Genomic DNA, 13,770 nt, shown 5'->3' with positions numbered 1-13,770 from the left:
GCGCGGCGAGCGATGCAACGGCCACGGCGAGCAACACGGCGGCTGATGCCGCCACGACCGCCGCCAGCACGGCGAGCGACAGCGTAACCGAGGCGGCGCACGGGTTGTTGCGCGATGGCGCGGGGTTAAAGGCAAAAATCTTCCCGCTGGTCGATTGGTTTTCGATGGATAAATTGCATTTTTCATGGAACCTGATGTTCGACAGCCTAAGCCTGATGATGCTGTTGGTGGTGACCACCGTGTCGTTTTTGGTGCATGTCTATTCAAAAGGTTACATGCATGGCGATAAAAATTTTTCGCGGTTCGTCGCCTACCTTGGTTTTTTTACCTTCGCGATGTTGATGCTTATCTCGTCGAACAATTTGGTGCAATTGTTTTTCGGGTGGGAGGGGGTCGGTCTCGCCTCCTACCTCCTGATTGGTTTTTGGCACGAAAAATCCACGGCGCGCGCCGCGGCGATTAAGGCATTTTTGGTCAATCGGGTGGGCGACATCGGGTTTGCGCTGGGTATTTTTGCCCTTTACAAATTGACCGGCGAATTGGAATTTGATGCAATTTTTAAAGCCCTGCCCAACAAATCGGGCGTCGTCTTCACCATCCTCGGGCTTGACTTTAATGCCATCACCCTGGTGTGTTTGTTGTTGTTTATGGGGGCAATGGGCAAATCGGCGCAATTTGGTTTGCATACCTGGTTGCCCGACGCGATGGAGGGGCCAACCCCGGTGTCGGCCCTTATCCATGCCGCCACCATGGTTACGGCCGGCGTATTTATGGTGGCGCGGTTATCGCCCTTGTTTGAAATGTCGTCGGTTGCGTTGCAGGTTATTATTTGGGTCGGGGCGATTACCGCCTTTTTCGCCGGCTTCGTTGGCTTGACGCAGAAAGATATTAAGCGCGTTATCGCCTATTCCACCTGTTCGCAACTTGGGTTTATGTTTGTTGCCTTGGGGTTTTCGGCCTATTCGGTGGCGTTGTTTCATCTTTTGACACACGCATTTTTTAAGGCCTTGTTGTTCTTGGGGGCGGGGTCGGTTATCCATGGGTTAAGCGGCGAGCAGGATTTAACCAAAATGGGCGGCGTTGGTAAATACATGCCGCTGACGCGGTTTTTTATGTGGCTGGGCAGTTTGAGCCTGGTGGGCTTTCCCTTGACCTCAGGTTATTTTTCAAAAGACTTGATTGTAGAATCCTCCTTCATGGGGTCGGTGTTGGGCGGCGGCACAACCTCGGTCGTGCCATTTTTGCTGTTGGTAATCACTTGCTTCTTCACCAGTTTTTACAGCTTCCGCCTGCTGTTCATGACATTCCATGGCGCGCCGCGCGCCGATAAAAAAATCATGGCGCATATCCATGAATCAACCGGCATTATGTTGTGGCCATTGGCGGTGTTGGCGGTCGGTGCCTTGTTCGCTGGGTTCTATTTCGAACCATTGTTGATTGGCCATCTGCGCGATGAATTTTGGCAAAACGCCCTGGCGCATAACGCCATTTTGGATTCGCTGGAAGAAACCCCGTGGTTGGTAAAATCATTGCCCACCATCATGATGGTGGCTGGGTTTGGTCTTGCCTTTTTATTTTATATCGTCGCGCCGCGCCGCCTGCCATCCTTAACGGCGAAATTGCTTTACCCGTTTTACCTTGCGTCCTATCACAAATGGTGGATTGATGAAATTTACAATTTTATTTTTGTCATACCGGCGAAATACCTGGGTCAGGTTTTTTGGCGCGGTGGCGATTTAGGCATCATCGACAACATCGGGCCGCATTTTACCCGCTGGTTTTCCCTGGGGGTAAGTCGCGCCGGCCGCGCCCTGCAAACCGGTTTTCTATATCATTACGCCATGATATTTATTTTGGGGCTGATGGCATTGTTGGCTTATTTGTTATTGCATTAAAGAAAGGTTTTAAAAATGTCTTTTCCAATTTTATCATTCATGACCTACCTGCCGCTGGTGGGGGCATTGTTGTTGTTATTGTTTAAAAATCGCGAATCCGACAAAACGGCGGTGCGGGTGGTGGCGATGGTGTTTGCCTTGGTTAATTTTTTCTTATCGTTGGCGATGCTGTTTGCCTTCAAACCCGGCGTGGCCGACGCGCAAATGGTCGAACAATCGATATGGATTCCCAGCTTAAATATCGGTTATCACATGGGGGTTGACGGCCTGTCGGTTTATTTTGTGTTGCTGTCGACATTTTTAACCCCCTTGAGCATGTTGGCCAGCTGGCGCGGCATTCAAGACCGCGTGCGCGATTACATGATTGCCTTCCTGGTGTTGGAAACCATGATGATTGGTTGCTTCGTCGCGCTCGACATGTTTTTGTTTTATATGTTTTTCGAGGGGGTGATCATCCCGATGTTCCTTATCATCGGCGTCTGGGGCGGTGAAAATCGTATCAAGGCGAGCTTTAAGTTTTTCCTCTACACCCTGTTGGGCTCGGTGCTGATGTTGATTGCCTTGATAACCATGATGTTGATGGCCGGCACCAGCGATATGACAATGGCGATGAACAAAACCTTGCCCACCGCCATTCCCACCGCTTGGCAATATTTATTTTTCTTGGCCTTGTTTGCATCATTCGCGGTAAAAATCCCGATGTGGCCGGTGCATACCTGGTTGCCCGATGCGCACGTGGAGGCACCAACCGCTGGCTCGATGATTTTGGCCGGCGTGTTGTTAAAAATGGGTGGCTATGGGTTTTTGCGCTTGTCTTTGCCTTGGTTGCCCGAGGCCTCGGCGGCGTTCGCGCCCTTTATTTTTGGCCTGTCGATTATTGCCGTGGTGTGGGCCAGCCTGGTCGCCCTGGCCCAGGCCGATATGAAAAAACTTATCGCCTATTCATCTATCGCGCACATGGGTATTGTTACCGCCGGTATTTTTGCCGGCAACGCCATCAGCATCATGGGGGCGATGGTTCAAATGTTGGCGCATGGCATAACCTCGGCCGGTTTGTTTTTCGGCGTTGGCGTGCTTTACGACCGCACCCACAGCCGGCAAATTGCCGATTACGGCGGCGTTGCCAAAAAAATGCCGTGGTTCGCCACCATGTTTTTTTTCTTGACGCTGTCATCGATTGGCCTGCCCGGCACCTTTGGCTTTTTGGGTGAATTTATTTCGATGCTGGGGGTTTACCAATCGCAACCGATGGTCGCCCTGGGCATGGGACTGGGCATGGTGTTGGGCGCGGCCTATATGTTGGTGTTATACGCGCGGGTGTTTTTTGGCGATATGAACACCGCTGACAACAGCCTGGTCAAAACATTAAAGGATATCGATTTGCGCGAATGGCTTATATTTATTCCGTTGGTGGCGGTCACTTTCTGGTTCGGCATTTATTCTAAGGTCATCACCAGTTACATCGAACCCGTCATCAGCAAAATTATCCTATTGCAATAATTTCACGAAACAACGAAAGGAAAAAACATGAGCGATATAATTAATTTGTTATTATCAAAAAGCCTGCTACCGATAAGCTTCCTGGCGTTTGCCGGATTTTTTATCTTGCTGACCGGGCTTTATGGTATTTTTGCCCGCTGGTCGCATTTTTTTTCTATCATCGGCCTGGGGCTGGGGCTGTTGTTGGTGGGGGCGGGCGGCGATACGGCGGTTAATTTGATGGCGCACAACCCGCTGATAATCTATGGCTGGTTATTAATTCTTGGTTCGACATTTGTTGTGTTGCAATTGTCGGGGCGTTTTTGGCAAACCGCCGGCGGGGGCGATGGGCGGGGGGCAAATGGGATAATGGACGACACCCAGCAGGTGGGAATGTTCCGGTTTGAAATTCCAACATTGATGCTGTGGGCGGTGACCGGTTTGGCGGTGATGGTGTCGGCCGGGCATTTTGTCACGCTGTATTTGGGGTTGGAACTTTCGTCTTTATGTTTTTATTTTTTGGTTAATGTGAACCGCCAAGACCAACGGGCGAGCGAGGCGGCGTTGAAATATTATATTTTGGGGTCGATGGCGTCGGCGGTTTTCCTGTTCGGGGTTAGTTTGATTTACGGCATGACCGGCAGTTTGGATTTTGTCGAGATAAAAAATGCGCTTGGTAATACGGCGGCCGGCGGTGGCGCGACATTGTCGCTGACGCTTGGGTTGTTGTTTGTCATTATTGGGCTGGGTTTTAAGGTATCGGCCGCGCCGTTTCATTTTTGGGCACCCGATGTTTACCAGGGCTCATTATCGCCGATTACCGCTTTCTTCACCACCGCGCCAAAATTGGCGGGGTTGATTATCATCGCGCGGTTGCTGTTGGAATATTTTTCCCCGTTGCAGGCCCAATGGCAAGTCATCGTCGGTATTTTGGCGGTGTTGTCGTTGGTGTTTGGTGCTTTTCCGGCCTTGATACAAAATAATTTGAAACGTTTCATTGCCCTGTCGGGGGTCAGCCATGTTGGGTTTTTATTATTGGCCTTGGTCGCCCTGTCAAAGGACGCCAATTTCGATTCGTTGAATTTTTTCACCGGCTATTTATTTATTTACCTAACCCAAACCATCGGCTTGATGGCGATATTGCTCGGTTACCGCAAGGTGGCAAATAAGGTTGTCGGCAAGGGCGATAAGGGTGACGCAAAAGATGAATTGCAGGAGCAAGATTTATGCTTGAGCGATTTTGCCGGCCTGTCGCGTTATCGGCCAAAGTTGGCCTTTGGCCTTTTGATTTTGTTATTTTCGCTGGCGGGGATTCCGCCGCTTCTCGGGTTTTTCTCCAAATGGTGGGTGTTGATTGCCTTGGTAAAATTTGGGTTTGGCCCGCTGGCGGTGGTGGCGGTGTTGTTGAGCTTGGTGTCGGCGACCTATTATTTAAAAATTATCAAAACCATTTATATCGACGCGGTGCCCGATGGTTTCACCCTGGCGCCGCGCCAATTATACGACGGGCAAAAAAACACGTTGCTGCATTTTTGGTTTTGGTTGATGGTGTTGATACAAATCGGCGCGCCATTGTTGTTGGGCAAATTGATGGGCTGGCTGTTGATATTCCGCCCATAAATTTTTTATGGAACGATTTTTTGCCGATTATTGGTTGCGGGCATTTGCCACCACCCCCAGCACGCAAGATGAAGCCAAACAATACCATGCAAGTGGTGGCGATAAAAAAACACTATTTTTAAGCGGTCGGCAAAGCGCGGGTTACGGCCGGCATGGTCGTGCATTTTTGGATTCGGGTGGCGATAAAAAACCTGTGAAGGGCGAGGCGACCGAGAATTTTTTCTTCTCGCTTTACCTGCCGCATTTTCATTTTCTGGCCGAGGCATTGCCAAGCATCGGCCTGTTGGTTGGTATTTGCCTGTTCGACGCGGTGGCAAATTTTTTACCGAACAATGACAATGATGCCATTCGTTTAAAATGGCCGAACGACCTGTTGTTGCATGGTAAAAAACTTGCCGGCATTTTGGTTGAAAAAATTGACGGGGCGGTGATTATCGGCATCGGGGCGAATCTGCATCACGCGCCGGCGGGTTTTGCTTGCCTGGCGGAACTTGCCGATATTGTCCCCACCCCGCGCAAGCTGGCGCAGGAAATGTTGCAACAGATTGATAACCATTTACTGCCGTGGCAAGCGGAAGGATTCGCGCCCTTTGCGTCGCTTTACACGGCGCGCGCCATGGCAATTGACACGGCGATAGAATTCACCGTGCCGGGTCGGGCGGAAAAAACATCCGGCATTTACCAAGGCATAACGCCCGATGGGGCTTTAAGGGTGATGACCGACGGGGTTGTAAAAATTTTTTCGGTCGCCGATATTTTGTAATTTGCTATTTTTTTATTCCAGCGAAAAATCGGCGACTTGATGGCTGAGGGATAAAAACCTATTGATGAGGGCATGGCGGTTTTGTTTTTTGGCTTCGTCTTTATCATTGACCAAAACCTTATCAAAAAAATCATTCAGCGGCTGTTCAACGGCGGCGATATGGCGCAGGGCGGCCAACATGTCGTCGGCTTTTAACGCCGATTGCAAATCACCATCCAACCGTTGCAAGGCGGCGAAGAAATTTTTTTCGGCGGGTTCGGCCAGTTTTTTTTCATCGATGGCGGTGTATTGCGCATCAACGATATTCATGGCGCGCTTGGTCAGGGCGGTGATGGTGGACAGGTTAATGGATTGCATGGATTCACACAATTTATACAATTGCATCGGCGGTATTGATAAGGCTTTCTTTTCAAGAATAGAAAGAATATATTTGCTAGCTTCTGTTATTTCTAGGTAATATAACAATCGTTCTTTTAAAAAATTATTTAAGCTGTCGGACAATTGTAAATCTTTAATCGCCATGGATATATCGCCTTGAATTAAGGTTTGCACGAGATAAGAGGCGGCGCGGCGCAGGGCAAAGGGATCGCTGGAGCCAGTCGGTATTTTGCCGATGCGAAAAAATTCTATCAAGGTATCCAAGAGGTCGCTGAAGCCGATGAGGGCGGATAAATAAGGAGGGGCATTGGCCACCAACATAGGCTCATCGTGTTCTTTAATAGCTTTGGCGATGTTTTCCGATAATCCCATTTTTGTGGCATAATAACTCCCTATTCTGCCTTGCAATTCGGGCATTTCATTAACGACCTGGGTGGTCAGGTCGGCCTTGCAAAGCTCGGCGGCGGTTTTTATTTCATCGTCGCTAAGCCCATCCTCTTCGATATGAGATGTTGTAAAATATTTTTTATATTTTAAAGCTATTTCTTTCACCCGTTCGGTTTTGTCGTAAAGCGTGCCGAGCCCTTGGAAAAACAAACGATTTTTTAATTTTTCGCGAAAATAATAAAGGTCGTGTTTTAAATCCTCCTGCAAAAAATACTTGGCATCGGCCAACCGCGCGCGAAGCACCCGTTGATACCCCGCCAAGATTTCTTTTTCTTTTGTCGCATCACCACCATTGTTGGCAATGATTAAGAAGTAGGGCGAGAATTTGAGGGAGTTTTTTTCATATAGTGGAATAAATTTTTGATGGGTCTTGATGGTGCTGATAATTATTTCTTTGGGCAATGCCATGAATTCATCATCGATTTCTCCCAACATAGAAAATGGGTATTCAACTAAGGGCAAGACCTCATTATATAAAAATGCTTGCTCAAGAATTTGTAAATTTTTTTCTTCCACGCAAGGAAATGATAGCTCGGCATCTGCGCCACCAATTGCGCGGTTGCTTTGCGAAAATTTGACATAATGCTTCTCCATCGCTTCCACATAATTCTTCGCCTGGTCAAGGCTGAACGGCTTGCTATCCAAAAACCGATGGCCAATAAATTCTTGTGATAATGTCATGGCTTTCCCCGACCATGAAATCTCCCCCACCATCGGCTTGTCATCGACCTGAATAATAATTTGGCGCAGGGGGCGAATCGCCCGCCACTGGCCAGATGATTGGCCAGATTGCCCCTTTTGATTATTCTCCATTGTCGCTTGCCACACCATGGTTTTGGAAAATAAATTTTTATCCTCCAACGTCGTGCTCAGCCAATTTTTTATATCGCTGGTTTTTTCATAAAAATAATAATCGCCGTCGATTGTTAAATTTTTTTCTTGCAAACCATTGGCCGCCAAAAATTTACCGATGACTTCTTTCGGCGCGCTGGTGCGCGGGCCCTTTTTCAATTCGGTGGTTTGCAAATCATTCGGCGAAATGCCAAACGCCAACAGGGCAACCCGCCGCGGCCCGATAAGGATTTTTTTTGTCGCCTGGCTATTTGCCAGCCAATTTTTTTCAAAATAAGTTTGTAATCGGCGTTGCTCGCTGGCCGGCAATTCCTCGAACATCAATTCAATGACAATATCCATTATATTTTTCCCAAGGTGGTTTATTGTTCGCCGGCAACCACCGCGGCAACGATTTTTGACACCAATGTGCGCACGCGGTCGATATAGGCCTGGCGTTCGGAAACCGAAATTGCACCCCGTGCCTCCAACATATTGAACAAATGGCTGGCGCGCATCGCCTCGTCGTAAGCTGGCAAAATCGCCGGCGCGTCGCCGCTCAATAATCTGGTGGCCTCGCCCTCGGCCTGCTTAAAATTTTCCACCAACAATTTGGCATCGCTCAATTCAAAATAATATCGGCTATAGGCTTCCTCGTTTTTTTGAAACAAATCGCCATATTTTTGCCCGCCGCCGTAATCCAAATCGTAAACATTTTCGACGCCCTGGCAAAACATTGCCAATCGTTCCAGGCCATAGGTCAATTCGGTTGACGGCACGGCCAGCGGCAAACCACCCATCTGTTGGAAATAGGTAAATTGCGCGACCTCCATCCCATCGCACCAAACCTCCCACCCCAAACCGGCCGCCCCCAGGGTGGGGCTTTGCCAATCATCCTCGACAAACCTTACATCATGTTTTTTTACGTCAAGGCCGATGGCGGCCAGGCTTTGCAAAAATAAATCTTGCGAATTGTCGGGGCTGGGTTTTAATAAAACTTGGAATTGATAATAATGGCACAGCCGGTTGGGGTGCGCGCCGTAACGCCCGTCGCCCGGGCGATAACATTCCTGGATATAGGCGGCGCGCCATGGTTTTTTCCCCAAGCATTTTAATGTTGTCGCCGGGTGAAACGTGCCGGCCCCGACCTCGTTCTTAATCGGGAACAACAATGCGCAACCTTGCCCCACCCAATATTGTTGCAGGGCGGACACCATCGTTTGAAAATTGTTGGCTTGCGAATTATTGGTCATTTTTTTTATCTATCATTTTATCACTGGCAACGAAAGCTGTTTTTGGCTTGGGGTGGGCGAGGGGCAGGGTTAAGACGATAGGCCGGGCATTGCGGCGAAAAAAATTCGTGCGATGATAAAGATGATAAGATTTTATCTTTTGCTTGATTTGTTTTAAAAAAAAATCTATAGCAATTATTATGAATGCAACAACCATGTCCCCCCATGCCGAGCGCACCCTGTCGATTATCAAACCCGATGCGACACGCCGCAACCTTATCGGCAAAATAAATGAAAAATTTGAAAGCGGCGGTTTAAAAATTGTCGCGATGAAAAAAATTCACCTCAGCCCGGCCCAGGCGCGTGATTTTTACGCGATTCACAAGGACAGACCATTTTTTAAATCGCTCTGCCAATTTATGACATCGGGGCCGGTGGTTGTCCAGGTGTTGGAGGGCGACAACGCCGTCGCCAAAAACCGCACCATCATGGGGGCGACCGACCCGGCAAAGGCCGACGCCGGCACGATAAGAAAAGAATTTGCCGAATCGATTGAGGCCAATTCGGTCCATGGCTCGGACAGCGTGGAAAACGCCCGTAACGAGATAAGCTTCTTTTTCGCCGGTATTGAACTGGTCGGTTAAAATCTATATAAGGTTAGGGGACATAAAAAACATGTCGATGAAACATGGATGCCGCTATACCCAATCCCGTGACCAACGATAATATAAAATCCCCGTTTGTTTTTGCCCTGCCCAAGGGGCGGGTCATGGCCGAGGCCGTTCCGTTGCTCAAAAAAATTGGCATTGCCTTGCCCGATGATTTTTTGGCCAACGACCGGCGGCGGTTGGTAACCACCCTGCCATTCAGCGGCGAGTTGGCGGCGATGGCCGATGATTTTTCAGCCCTGACATTGGTCGAGGTAAAAAATTGGGACGTTTTTTCGTTCGTTGCCACCGGCAGTGCGGTGGTGGGAATTTTGGGCCGCGATATTTGGGAAGAAAAATTACGCGACGCGGGAGAGGGCCTGCGCGACCATCGCGACAACATCTATGTGCCGTTGGATTTGGGGATAGGCAAATGCCGCCTCAGCACCGCGCGATTGGCGTCGGCGGCGCAATCGGTGAAAAACTTCAATGGCAAAAAAATCGTGGCCAGCAAATACCCCAACCTGGCGCGCGCCTACTACCACGGCAAAAACCAAGCGATAGAGGTCATGCCATTGTCTGGCTCGTTAGAACTTGCGCCGACGCTCGGCCTGGCCGATGAAATTGTCGACTTGGTGGCAACCGGCCAAACCCTGAAGGATAACCATTTGCTCGAGGAAAATAAAATTTTGGATGTCACCAGTTTGTTGATGGTCAACCGCGTTGCCTACAAAACGCACCCCAAGGCCTTTGCCCATTTGCTGGCGGCCTTTAAAAGTGTTTTGTAACAAGCATGATTCTTGCTAGTTATATAAACCATGTCGTCCAACCCCGCCACCCCGCGCCCAACCACCATTGACCATGCCACGCCCGACGTGGATGTAATGGCGGCGTTCCAATCATTGTTGGCGCGGCGTCAGGCCGATGCCGATAATGTAACCCGCGCGGTGACCGATATTATTGCGCAAATAAAAAATGGCGGCGATGCGGCGTTGCTGGCCTATGGTAAAAAATTTGACCATATCCCGGCATCGGTGAACAGCATCGACGAATTGCTTATCGTGCCGCGACAAAAACACCTGGATGTTTTGTCCGAAGAATCACAAGCCGCGTTGCGGCTGGCGATGGAACGCATCGAACAATTTCATCGCGCGGTTTTTAACCATTACCAACTTGATAAGGATTTTATGTCGCAAGACGAATTGGGGGTTAAGCTAGGCCTGCGCTGGACGGCGATTGAAAAATTGGGGATTTACGTGCCGGGTGGGCTGTCGGCCTACCCATCGTCGGTTTTGATGAATGCCATACCAGCGCGGGTGGCCGGCGTAAAAAATATCACGATGGTTTGCCCGCTGGGGTTGGACAAAAATATAGCTATATCTCCAGGTAAAAAATTTTCCGTCGAAGAACATGCCAACCCCTTGGTGTTGGCGGCGGCTTACCTTGCCGGTGTGTCATCGGTTTTATGTTTGGGCGGCGCGGGGGCGGTGGCGGCCATGGCACATGGCACGCCGAGCATTATGCCGGTTGATAAAATCGTTGGCCCAGGCAACGAATTTGTCGCCGAGGCCAAGCGGCAAGTTTTTGGCAAGGTCGGCATCGACATGATAGCCGGCCCGTCGGAGGTATTGGTGCTGGCCGATAAATCCTTATCAAACGCCAAGGACATGACGACCAAGGCGGCATGGATCGCCCTGGATTTAATCAGCCAGGCCGAACATGACCCGCAGGCGATGGCGGTGCTTATTACCGACCACGCGCCATTGGCGGAAGAAGTTGTGGCACAGGTCGCAACCATTTTAACCACGCCAAGCAACGACCCGGATATATTGGCCAAGCAAAAAATTGCCAGGGCGTCGTGGCAAAATTGCGGCGCGGTGGTGGTGGTGGATGATATTGCGACCACGGGGGTCGCGCTGGCCGATTGCATGGCGGCCGAACATGTCGAGGTGATGGTTGATAACCCCGAAGCATTGGCAAAAAAAATCCGCAACGCCGGCGCGGTTTTTTTGGGCGATTTCAGCCCCGAGGCATTTGGCGATTACCTGGCCGGGCCAAGCCATGTTCTGCCGACATTTCAATCGGCGCGGTTTTCGTCTGGCCTGTCGCTGTTTGATTTTTTAAAACGCACCAGCATGATTACCGGCAACCCGCGTGCGATTGAAAAATTATCTGGCGATATTATCCACCTTGCCAATGCAGAAAAATTGCCGCACCATGGGCAATCGATTGCCAACCGCGTCAAAAAATAAAAAATCCATCAGCAATATAGAAAAAAGGATAAGCCCGTGCTGACTAAAAAAATAAAAAAACCGCCCAGCAAAAAACACGCTATTAAGAAAGATGCCGCACCATCGCCGTCGCCATCGCTGAAGTCGGTGGTCATAGACGCAAAATTGGTGGCGCAACACCCGCGTGGCTTAAAACGCGAATTGGAAACCATCGCCGCCGATTTAATGCAACATGGCAAATTAAGTTTGGTCGGGTTTGAAAAACCGCCCTATCGTTTGCGAATCTCAGCGCATGAAAACCAAATGATTCTAGATTTTTTTTCGTTGCGCGATAAACCGATACATCTTTATTTATTATCGCTCCGCCCCCTGCAACGTCATTTTAAAGATTACCAAGATATTGTCTTGGCGCATTTGGACCAGGCGCAAAAACCATCGCGCCACCAGATGGAGGCCATCGACATGGCGCGGCGCGGCATTCACAACGACGCCGCGGCGGTGCTTATCGAGCGATTAAAGGGAAAAATTATTATCGACATTGAAACGGCGCGTTTGTTTTTCAGCCTGCTGTCGCTGTTGTTTATTCCGCATGTCGCCCTGATGCCGGATTTTTCATTGCTTGGTGGGCGCGGTGCCGCGCCGCCACCGAATGTGGGCAAACCACCGCCGGCGCAATATCTTTTTTGTTGCACGATGAATTCGGTGCGCTCGCCCATGGCCCTCAGCTTGGCGCGGCACCTGTGGCAGAATAAAAAATCGGGGTTGGAAAAATGGCAATCGGCCGGCGTGCTGGCGACCAGCGATAAAATCAGCCTTGACCCATTTATTCCAACGGTGCTGAAGGAAAAAAATATCCAATCGGTAACCGGCACGGGAAAATTATTATCGGCCGCCAGCCTGCAAGAATATGATAAAATTTTTGCCCTGTCGTCCGACGCCTTGCATTTTTTACAACAGCAAAAAATTCCCGCCAGCAAGATTATTTATTGGCACGATATTATCGACCCAACATTGGTCGAAGGGTCACGCGAACAGAAATTGGTTGCCTACCGCGCCCTGCGCGACCAATTGACAAAAAAATTAACCACCGCCACCGTGGACCTTTAAAAAAAACGACATGGCGACAGGTTTTAATAATCCCCCGAATCGCGCCATCGGTAAAGACGCTGTTCAAGCAACAGACCTGGGTAGCGGCCCAGAAAGCGAATTCTTAATCGACAGGGCGCGCTTGGTGCCGAGCTTGGCGAAACATTTGGCCGATGAGATTATTACTTGCCAGCCCTTAAGTATTATTACCAAGGCCGGCGCGTCGCACCATCATTTTTTGTTGCGCGGCAAAAAATCAAGCTATGTGTTAAAAATTTTTCCGCGCGAGCCATTTGCCATCAGCCGCAACATCATGCAACAGCGAAAATTTTATGATTTTTTTCACCGCCACGGCGTCATGACGCCGGGCGCGCTCCATGGTGATAGTCAATGGTTGGTGTTACCGCTGTTGAGCGGTGTGTCAGACGGGCGATTGGTGACGCAAAAAAATTATGCCGACGACGATTTGACGGAATCCTTGGCGCAACAGCTTGCCATCATCCACGACAGCAAACATGATTTTCGGCAGAATTTCCCCGACCTTTGTTGCGATGAAACCTTGCCCGCTTGGCTTGCGCAAAAAAATAGCGAGCTAGAAAAATTATTTAAGGACGCCAGGCCGATGGATGATGGGGCCACCCGCGCCGCCACCCGCGCGATTGAAAAACTATGGGCGAGCATGCCAGAAAACCTGTGGTTCGACATGGTGCCGTGCCACGGCGATTTTCGCACCGGCAATTTTTTGTTGCAAGCAAATACCGGCGATGGCGCGGCGGGGCAGAAATTGGTGGCGGTGTTGGATTGGGAAATGGCGGGGTTGGGGTTGGCGGCGGAGGATATCGGTTGGTTGTCGGCCCCTTGCTGGCTTTATCATCAACCGCAATTGACCTGCGGCGGCATTGGCAAGCTGGAGGTTTTTTTGCAACATTACCTGTTCCACCGCAAGGCCCCCCCCCAAGCCGGCGACAAAAAAATTACTATCGCCGCCATCATGGCGCAAAACCATTGGTTTCAGGCCCTGGCGATGATTCGCTGGGGGTTGATATTGTCGAAGCAATGGCATCGCAAACAACATGGGCTTGATAAATTGCCCGAACTGCCGCAGGAAAAACCCGACGTCGCCGAACTGTTCAAACAGGCGCAACAGCTGTTAGGATAAAA

12 protein-coding genes are annotated in these 13,770 nt (G+C 49.9%); 9 read left to right on the top strand and 3 right to left on the bottom strand.

Annotated features, from left to right (window positions below):
- The 4 genes from nuoL to QM529_03135 all read left to right on the top strand — a co-directional run.
- A partial coding sequence (gene nuoL, locus QM529_03150) for an NADH-quinone oxidoreductase subunit L (protein MDI9313660.1) occupies window positions 1-1,895 on the top strand: 1,895 nt, incomplete at its 5' end.
- Window positions 1,896-1,910: 15 nt separating this feature from the next.
- The gene (locus tag QM529_03145; protein ID MDI9313659.1) at window positions 1,911-3,395 is read left to right on the top strand and encodes an NADH-quinone oxidoreductase subunit M; all 1,485 of its coding nucleotides are present in this window, start codon (window positions 1,911-1,913) and stop codon (window positions 3,393-3,395) included.
- Between the two features lie 27 nt (window positions 3,396-3,422).
- Window positions 3,423-4,994, top strand: coding sequence for an NADH-quinone oxidoreductase subunit N (locus QM529_03140; GenBank protein MDI9313658.1), 1,572 nt, complete (start codon window positions 3,423-3,425; stop codon window positions 4,992-4,994).
- 7 nt (window positions 4,995-5,001) lie between these two features.
- Window positions 5,002-5,757: a biotin--[acetyl-CoA-carboxylase] ligase gene (locus QM529_03135; GenBank protein ID MDI9313657.1), complete on the top strand. Its 756-nt coding sequence runs from the start codon at window positions 5,002-5,004 to the stop codon at window positions 5,755-5,757.
- Window positions 5,758-5,769: 12 nt separating this feature from the next.
- Here the strand turns inward: QM529_03135 and glyS are convergent, their stop codons facing one another.
- Genes glyS through QM529_03120 form a run of 3 tightly spaced genes read right to left on the bottom strand, consistent with a single transcriptional unit; the run spans window position 5,770 to window position 8,862 of the window.
- Entirely contained in the window at window positions 5,770-7,776 is a 2,007-nt protein-coding gene (gene glyS, locus QM529_03130; GenBank protein ID MDI9313656.1) for a glycine--tRNA ligase subunit beta, read from the bottom strand.
- 20 nt (window positions 7,777-7,796) lie between these two features.
- The gene (locus QM529_03125) at window positions 7,797-8,666 is read right to left on the bottom strand and encodes a glycine--tRNA ligase subunit alpha (protein MDI9313655.1); all 870 of its coding nucleotides are present in this window, start codon (window positions 8,664-8,666) and stop codon (window positions 7,797-7,799) included.
- Complete coding sequence (locus tag QM529_03120) at window positions 8,656-8,862, bottom strand: hypothetical protein (protein MDI9313654.1); 207 nt, start codon at window positions 8,860-8,862, stop codon at window positions 8,656-8,658. The genes QM529_03125 and QM529_03120 overlap by 11 nt, the downstream gene beginning before the upstream one ends.
- On the opposite strand from QM529_03120, the gene ndk reads away from it, so the two are divergent.
- Genes ndk through QM529_03095 form a run of 5 tightly spaced genes read left to right on the top strand, consistent with a single transcriptional unit; the run spans window position 8,861 to window position 13,768 of the window.
- On the top strand, window positions 8,861-9,289 hold the full coding sequence (ndk, locus tag QM529_03115) for a nucleoside-diphosphate kinase (protein MDI9313653.1): 429 nt from the start codon (window positions 8,861-8,863) through the stop codon (window positions 9,287-9,289). The two genes, QM529_03120 and ndk, sit on opposite strands and share 2 nt — an antisense overlap.
- 44 nt (window positions 9,290-9,333) lie before the next feature.
- Window positions 9,334-10,080: an ATP phosphoribosyltransferase gene (gene hisG, locus QM529_03110; GenBank protein ID MDI9313652.1), complete on the top strand. Its 747-nt coding sequence runs from the start codon at window positions 9,334-9,336 to the stop codon at window positions 10,078-10,080.
- A 30-nt stretch (window positions 10,081-10,110) separates the two neighbouring features.
- On the top strand, window positions 10,111-11,544 hold the full coding sequence (gene hisD / locus QM529_03105) for a histidinol dehydrogenase (GenBank protein MDI9313651.1): 1,434 nt from the start codon (window positions 10,111-10,113) through the stop codon (window positions 11,542-11,544).
- A 36-nt stretch (window positions 11,545-11,580) separates the two neighbouring features.
- Window positions 11,581-12,630 (top strand): UPF0262 family protein, encoded by a 1,050-nt coding sequence (locus QM529_03100; GenBank protein MDI9313650.1) that lies wholly within the window; start codon window positions 11,581-11,583, stop codon window positions 12,628-12,630.
- A 10-nt stretch (window positions 12,631-12,640) separates the two neighbouring features.
- Window positions 12,641-13,768 (top strand): aminoglycoside phosphotransferase family protein, encoded by a 1,128-nt coding sequence (locus QM529_03095; protein MDI9313649.1) that lies wholly within the window; start codon window positions 12,641-12,643, stop codon window positions 13,766-13,768.
- Window positions 13,769-13,770 lie beyond the last annotated feature (2 nt).

The organism is Hydrotalea sp. (genome assembly GCA_030054115.1).
Taxonomy (GTDB): domain Bacteria; phylum Pseudomonadota; class Alphaproteobacteria; order JASGCL01; family JASGCL01; genus JASGCL01.
The sequence above is the reverse complement of the archived record's forward strand: the minus strand, read 5'-3'. Positions and strand labels throughout refer to the sequence as shown.

Excerpts from the sequence above, each read along its gene's own strand:
- ndk (MDI9313653.1), top strand. The coding sequence starts at position 8,861 with ATGTCCCCCCATGCCGAGCGCACCCTGTCGATTATCAAACCCGATGCG.
- QM529_03125 (MDI9313655.1), bottom strand. The coding sequence starts at position 8,666 with ATGACCAATAATTCGCAAGCCAACAATTTTCAAACGATGGTGTCCGCC.
- QM529_03120 (MDI9313654.1), bottom strand. The coding sequence starts at position 8,862 with ATGGTTGTTGCATTCATAATAATTGCTATAGATTTTTTTTTAAAACAA.
- hisG (MDI9313652.1), top strand. The coding sequence starts at position 9,334 with ATGGATGCCGCTATACCCAATCCCGTGACCAACGATAATATAAAATCC.
- QM529_03140 (MDI9313658.1), top strand. The coding sequence starts at position 3,423 with ATGAGCGATATAATTAATTTGTTATTATCAAAAAGCCTGCTACCGATA.
- QM529_03095 (MDI9313649.1), top strand. The coding sequence starts at position 12,641 with ATGGCGACAGGTTTTAATAATCCCCCGAATCGCGCCATCGGTAAAGAC.
- hisD (MDI9313651.1), top strand. The coding sequence starts at position 10,111 with ATGTCGTCCAACCCCGCCACCCCGCGCCCAACCACCATTGACCATGCC.
- QM529_03145 (MDI9313659.1), top strand. The coding sequence starts at position 1,911 with ATGTCTTTTCCAATTTTATCATTCATGACCTACCTGCCGCTGGTGGGG.
- QM529_03135 (MDI9313657.1), top strand. The coding sequence starts at position 5,002 with ATGGAACGATTTTTTGCCGATTATTGGTTGCGGGCATTTGCCACCACC.
- glyS (MDI9313656.1), bottom strand. The coding sequence starts at position 7,776 with ATGGATATTGTCATTGAATTGATGTTCGAGGAATTGCCGGCCAGCGAG.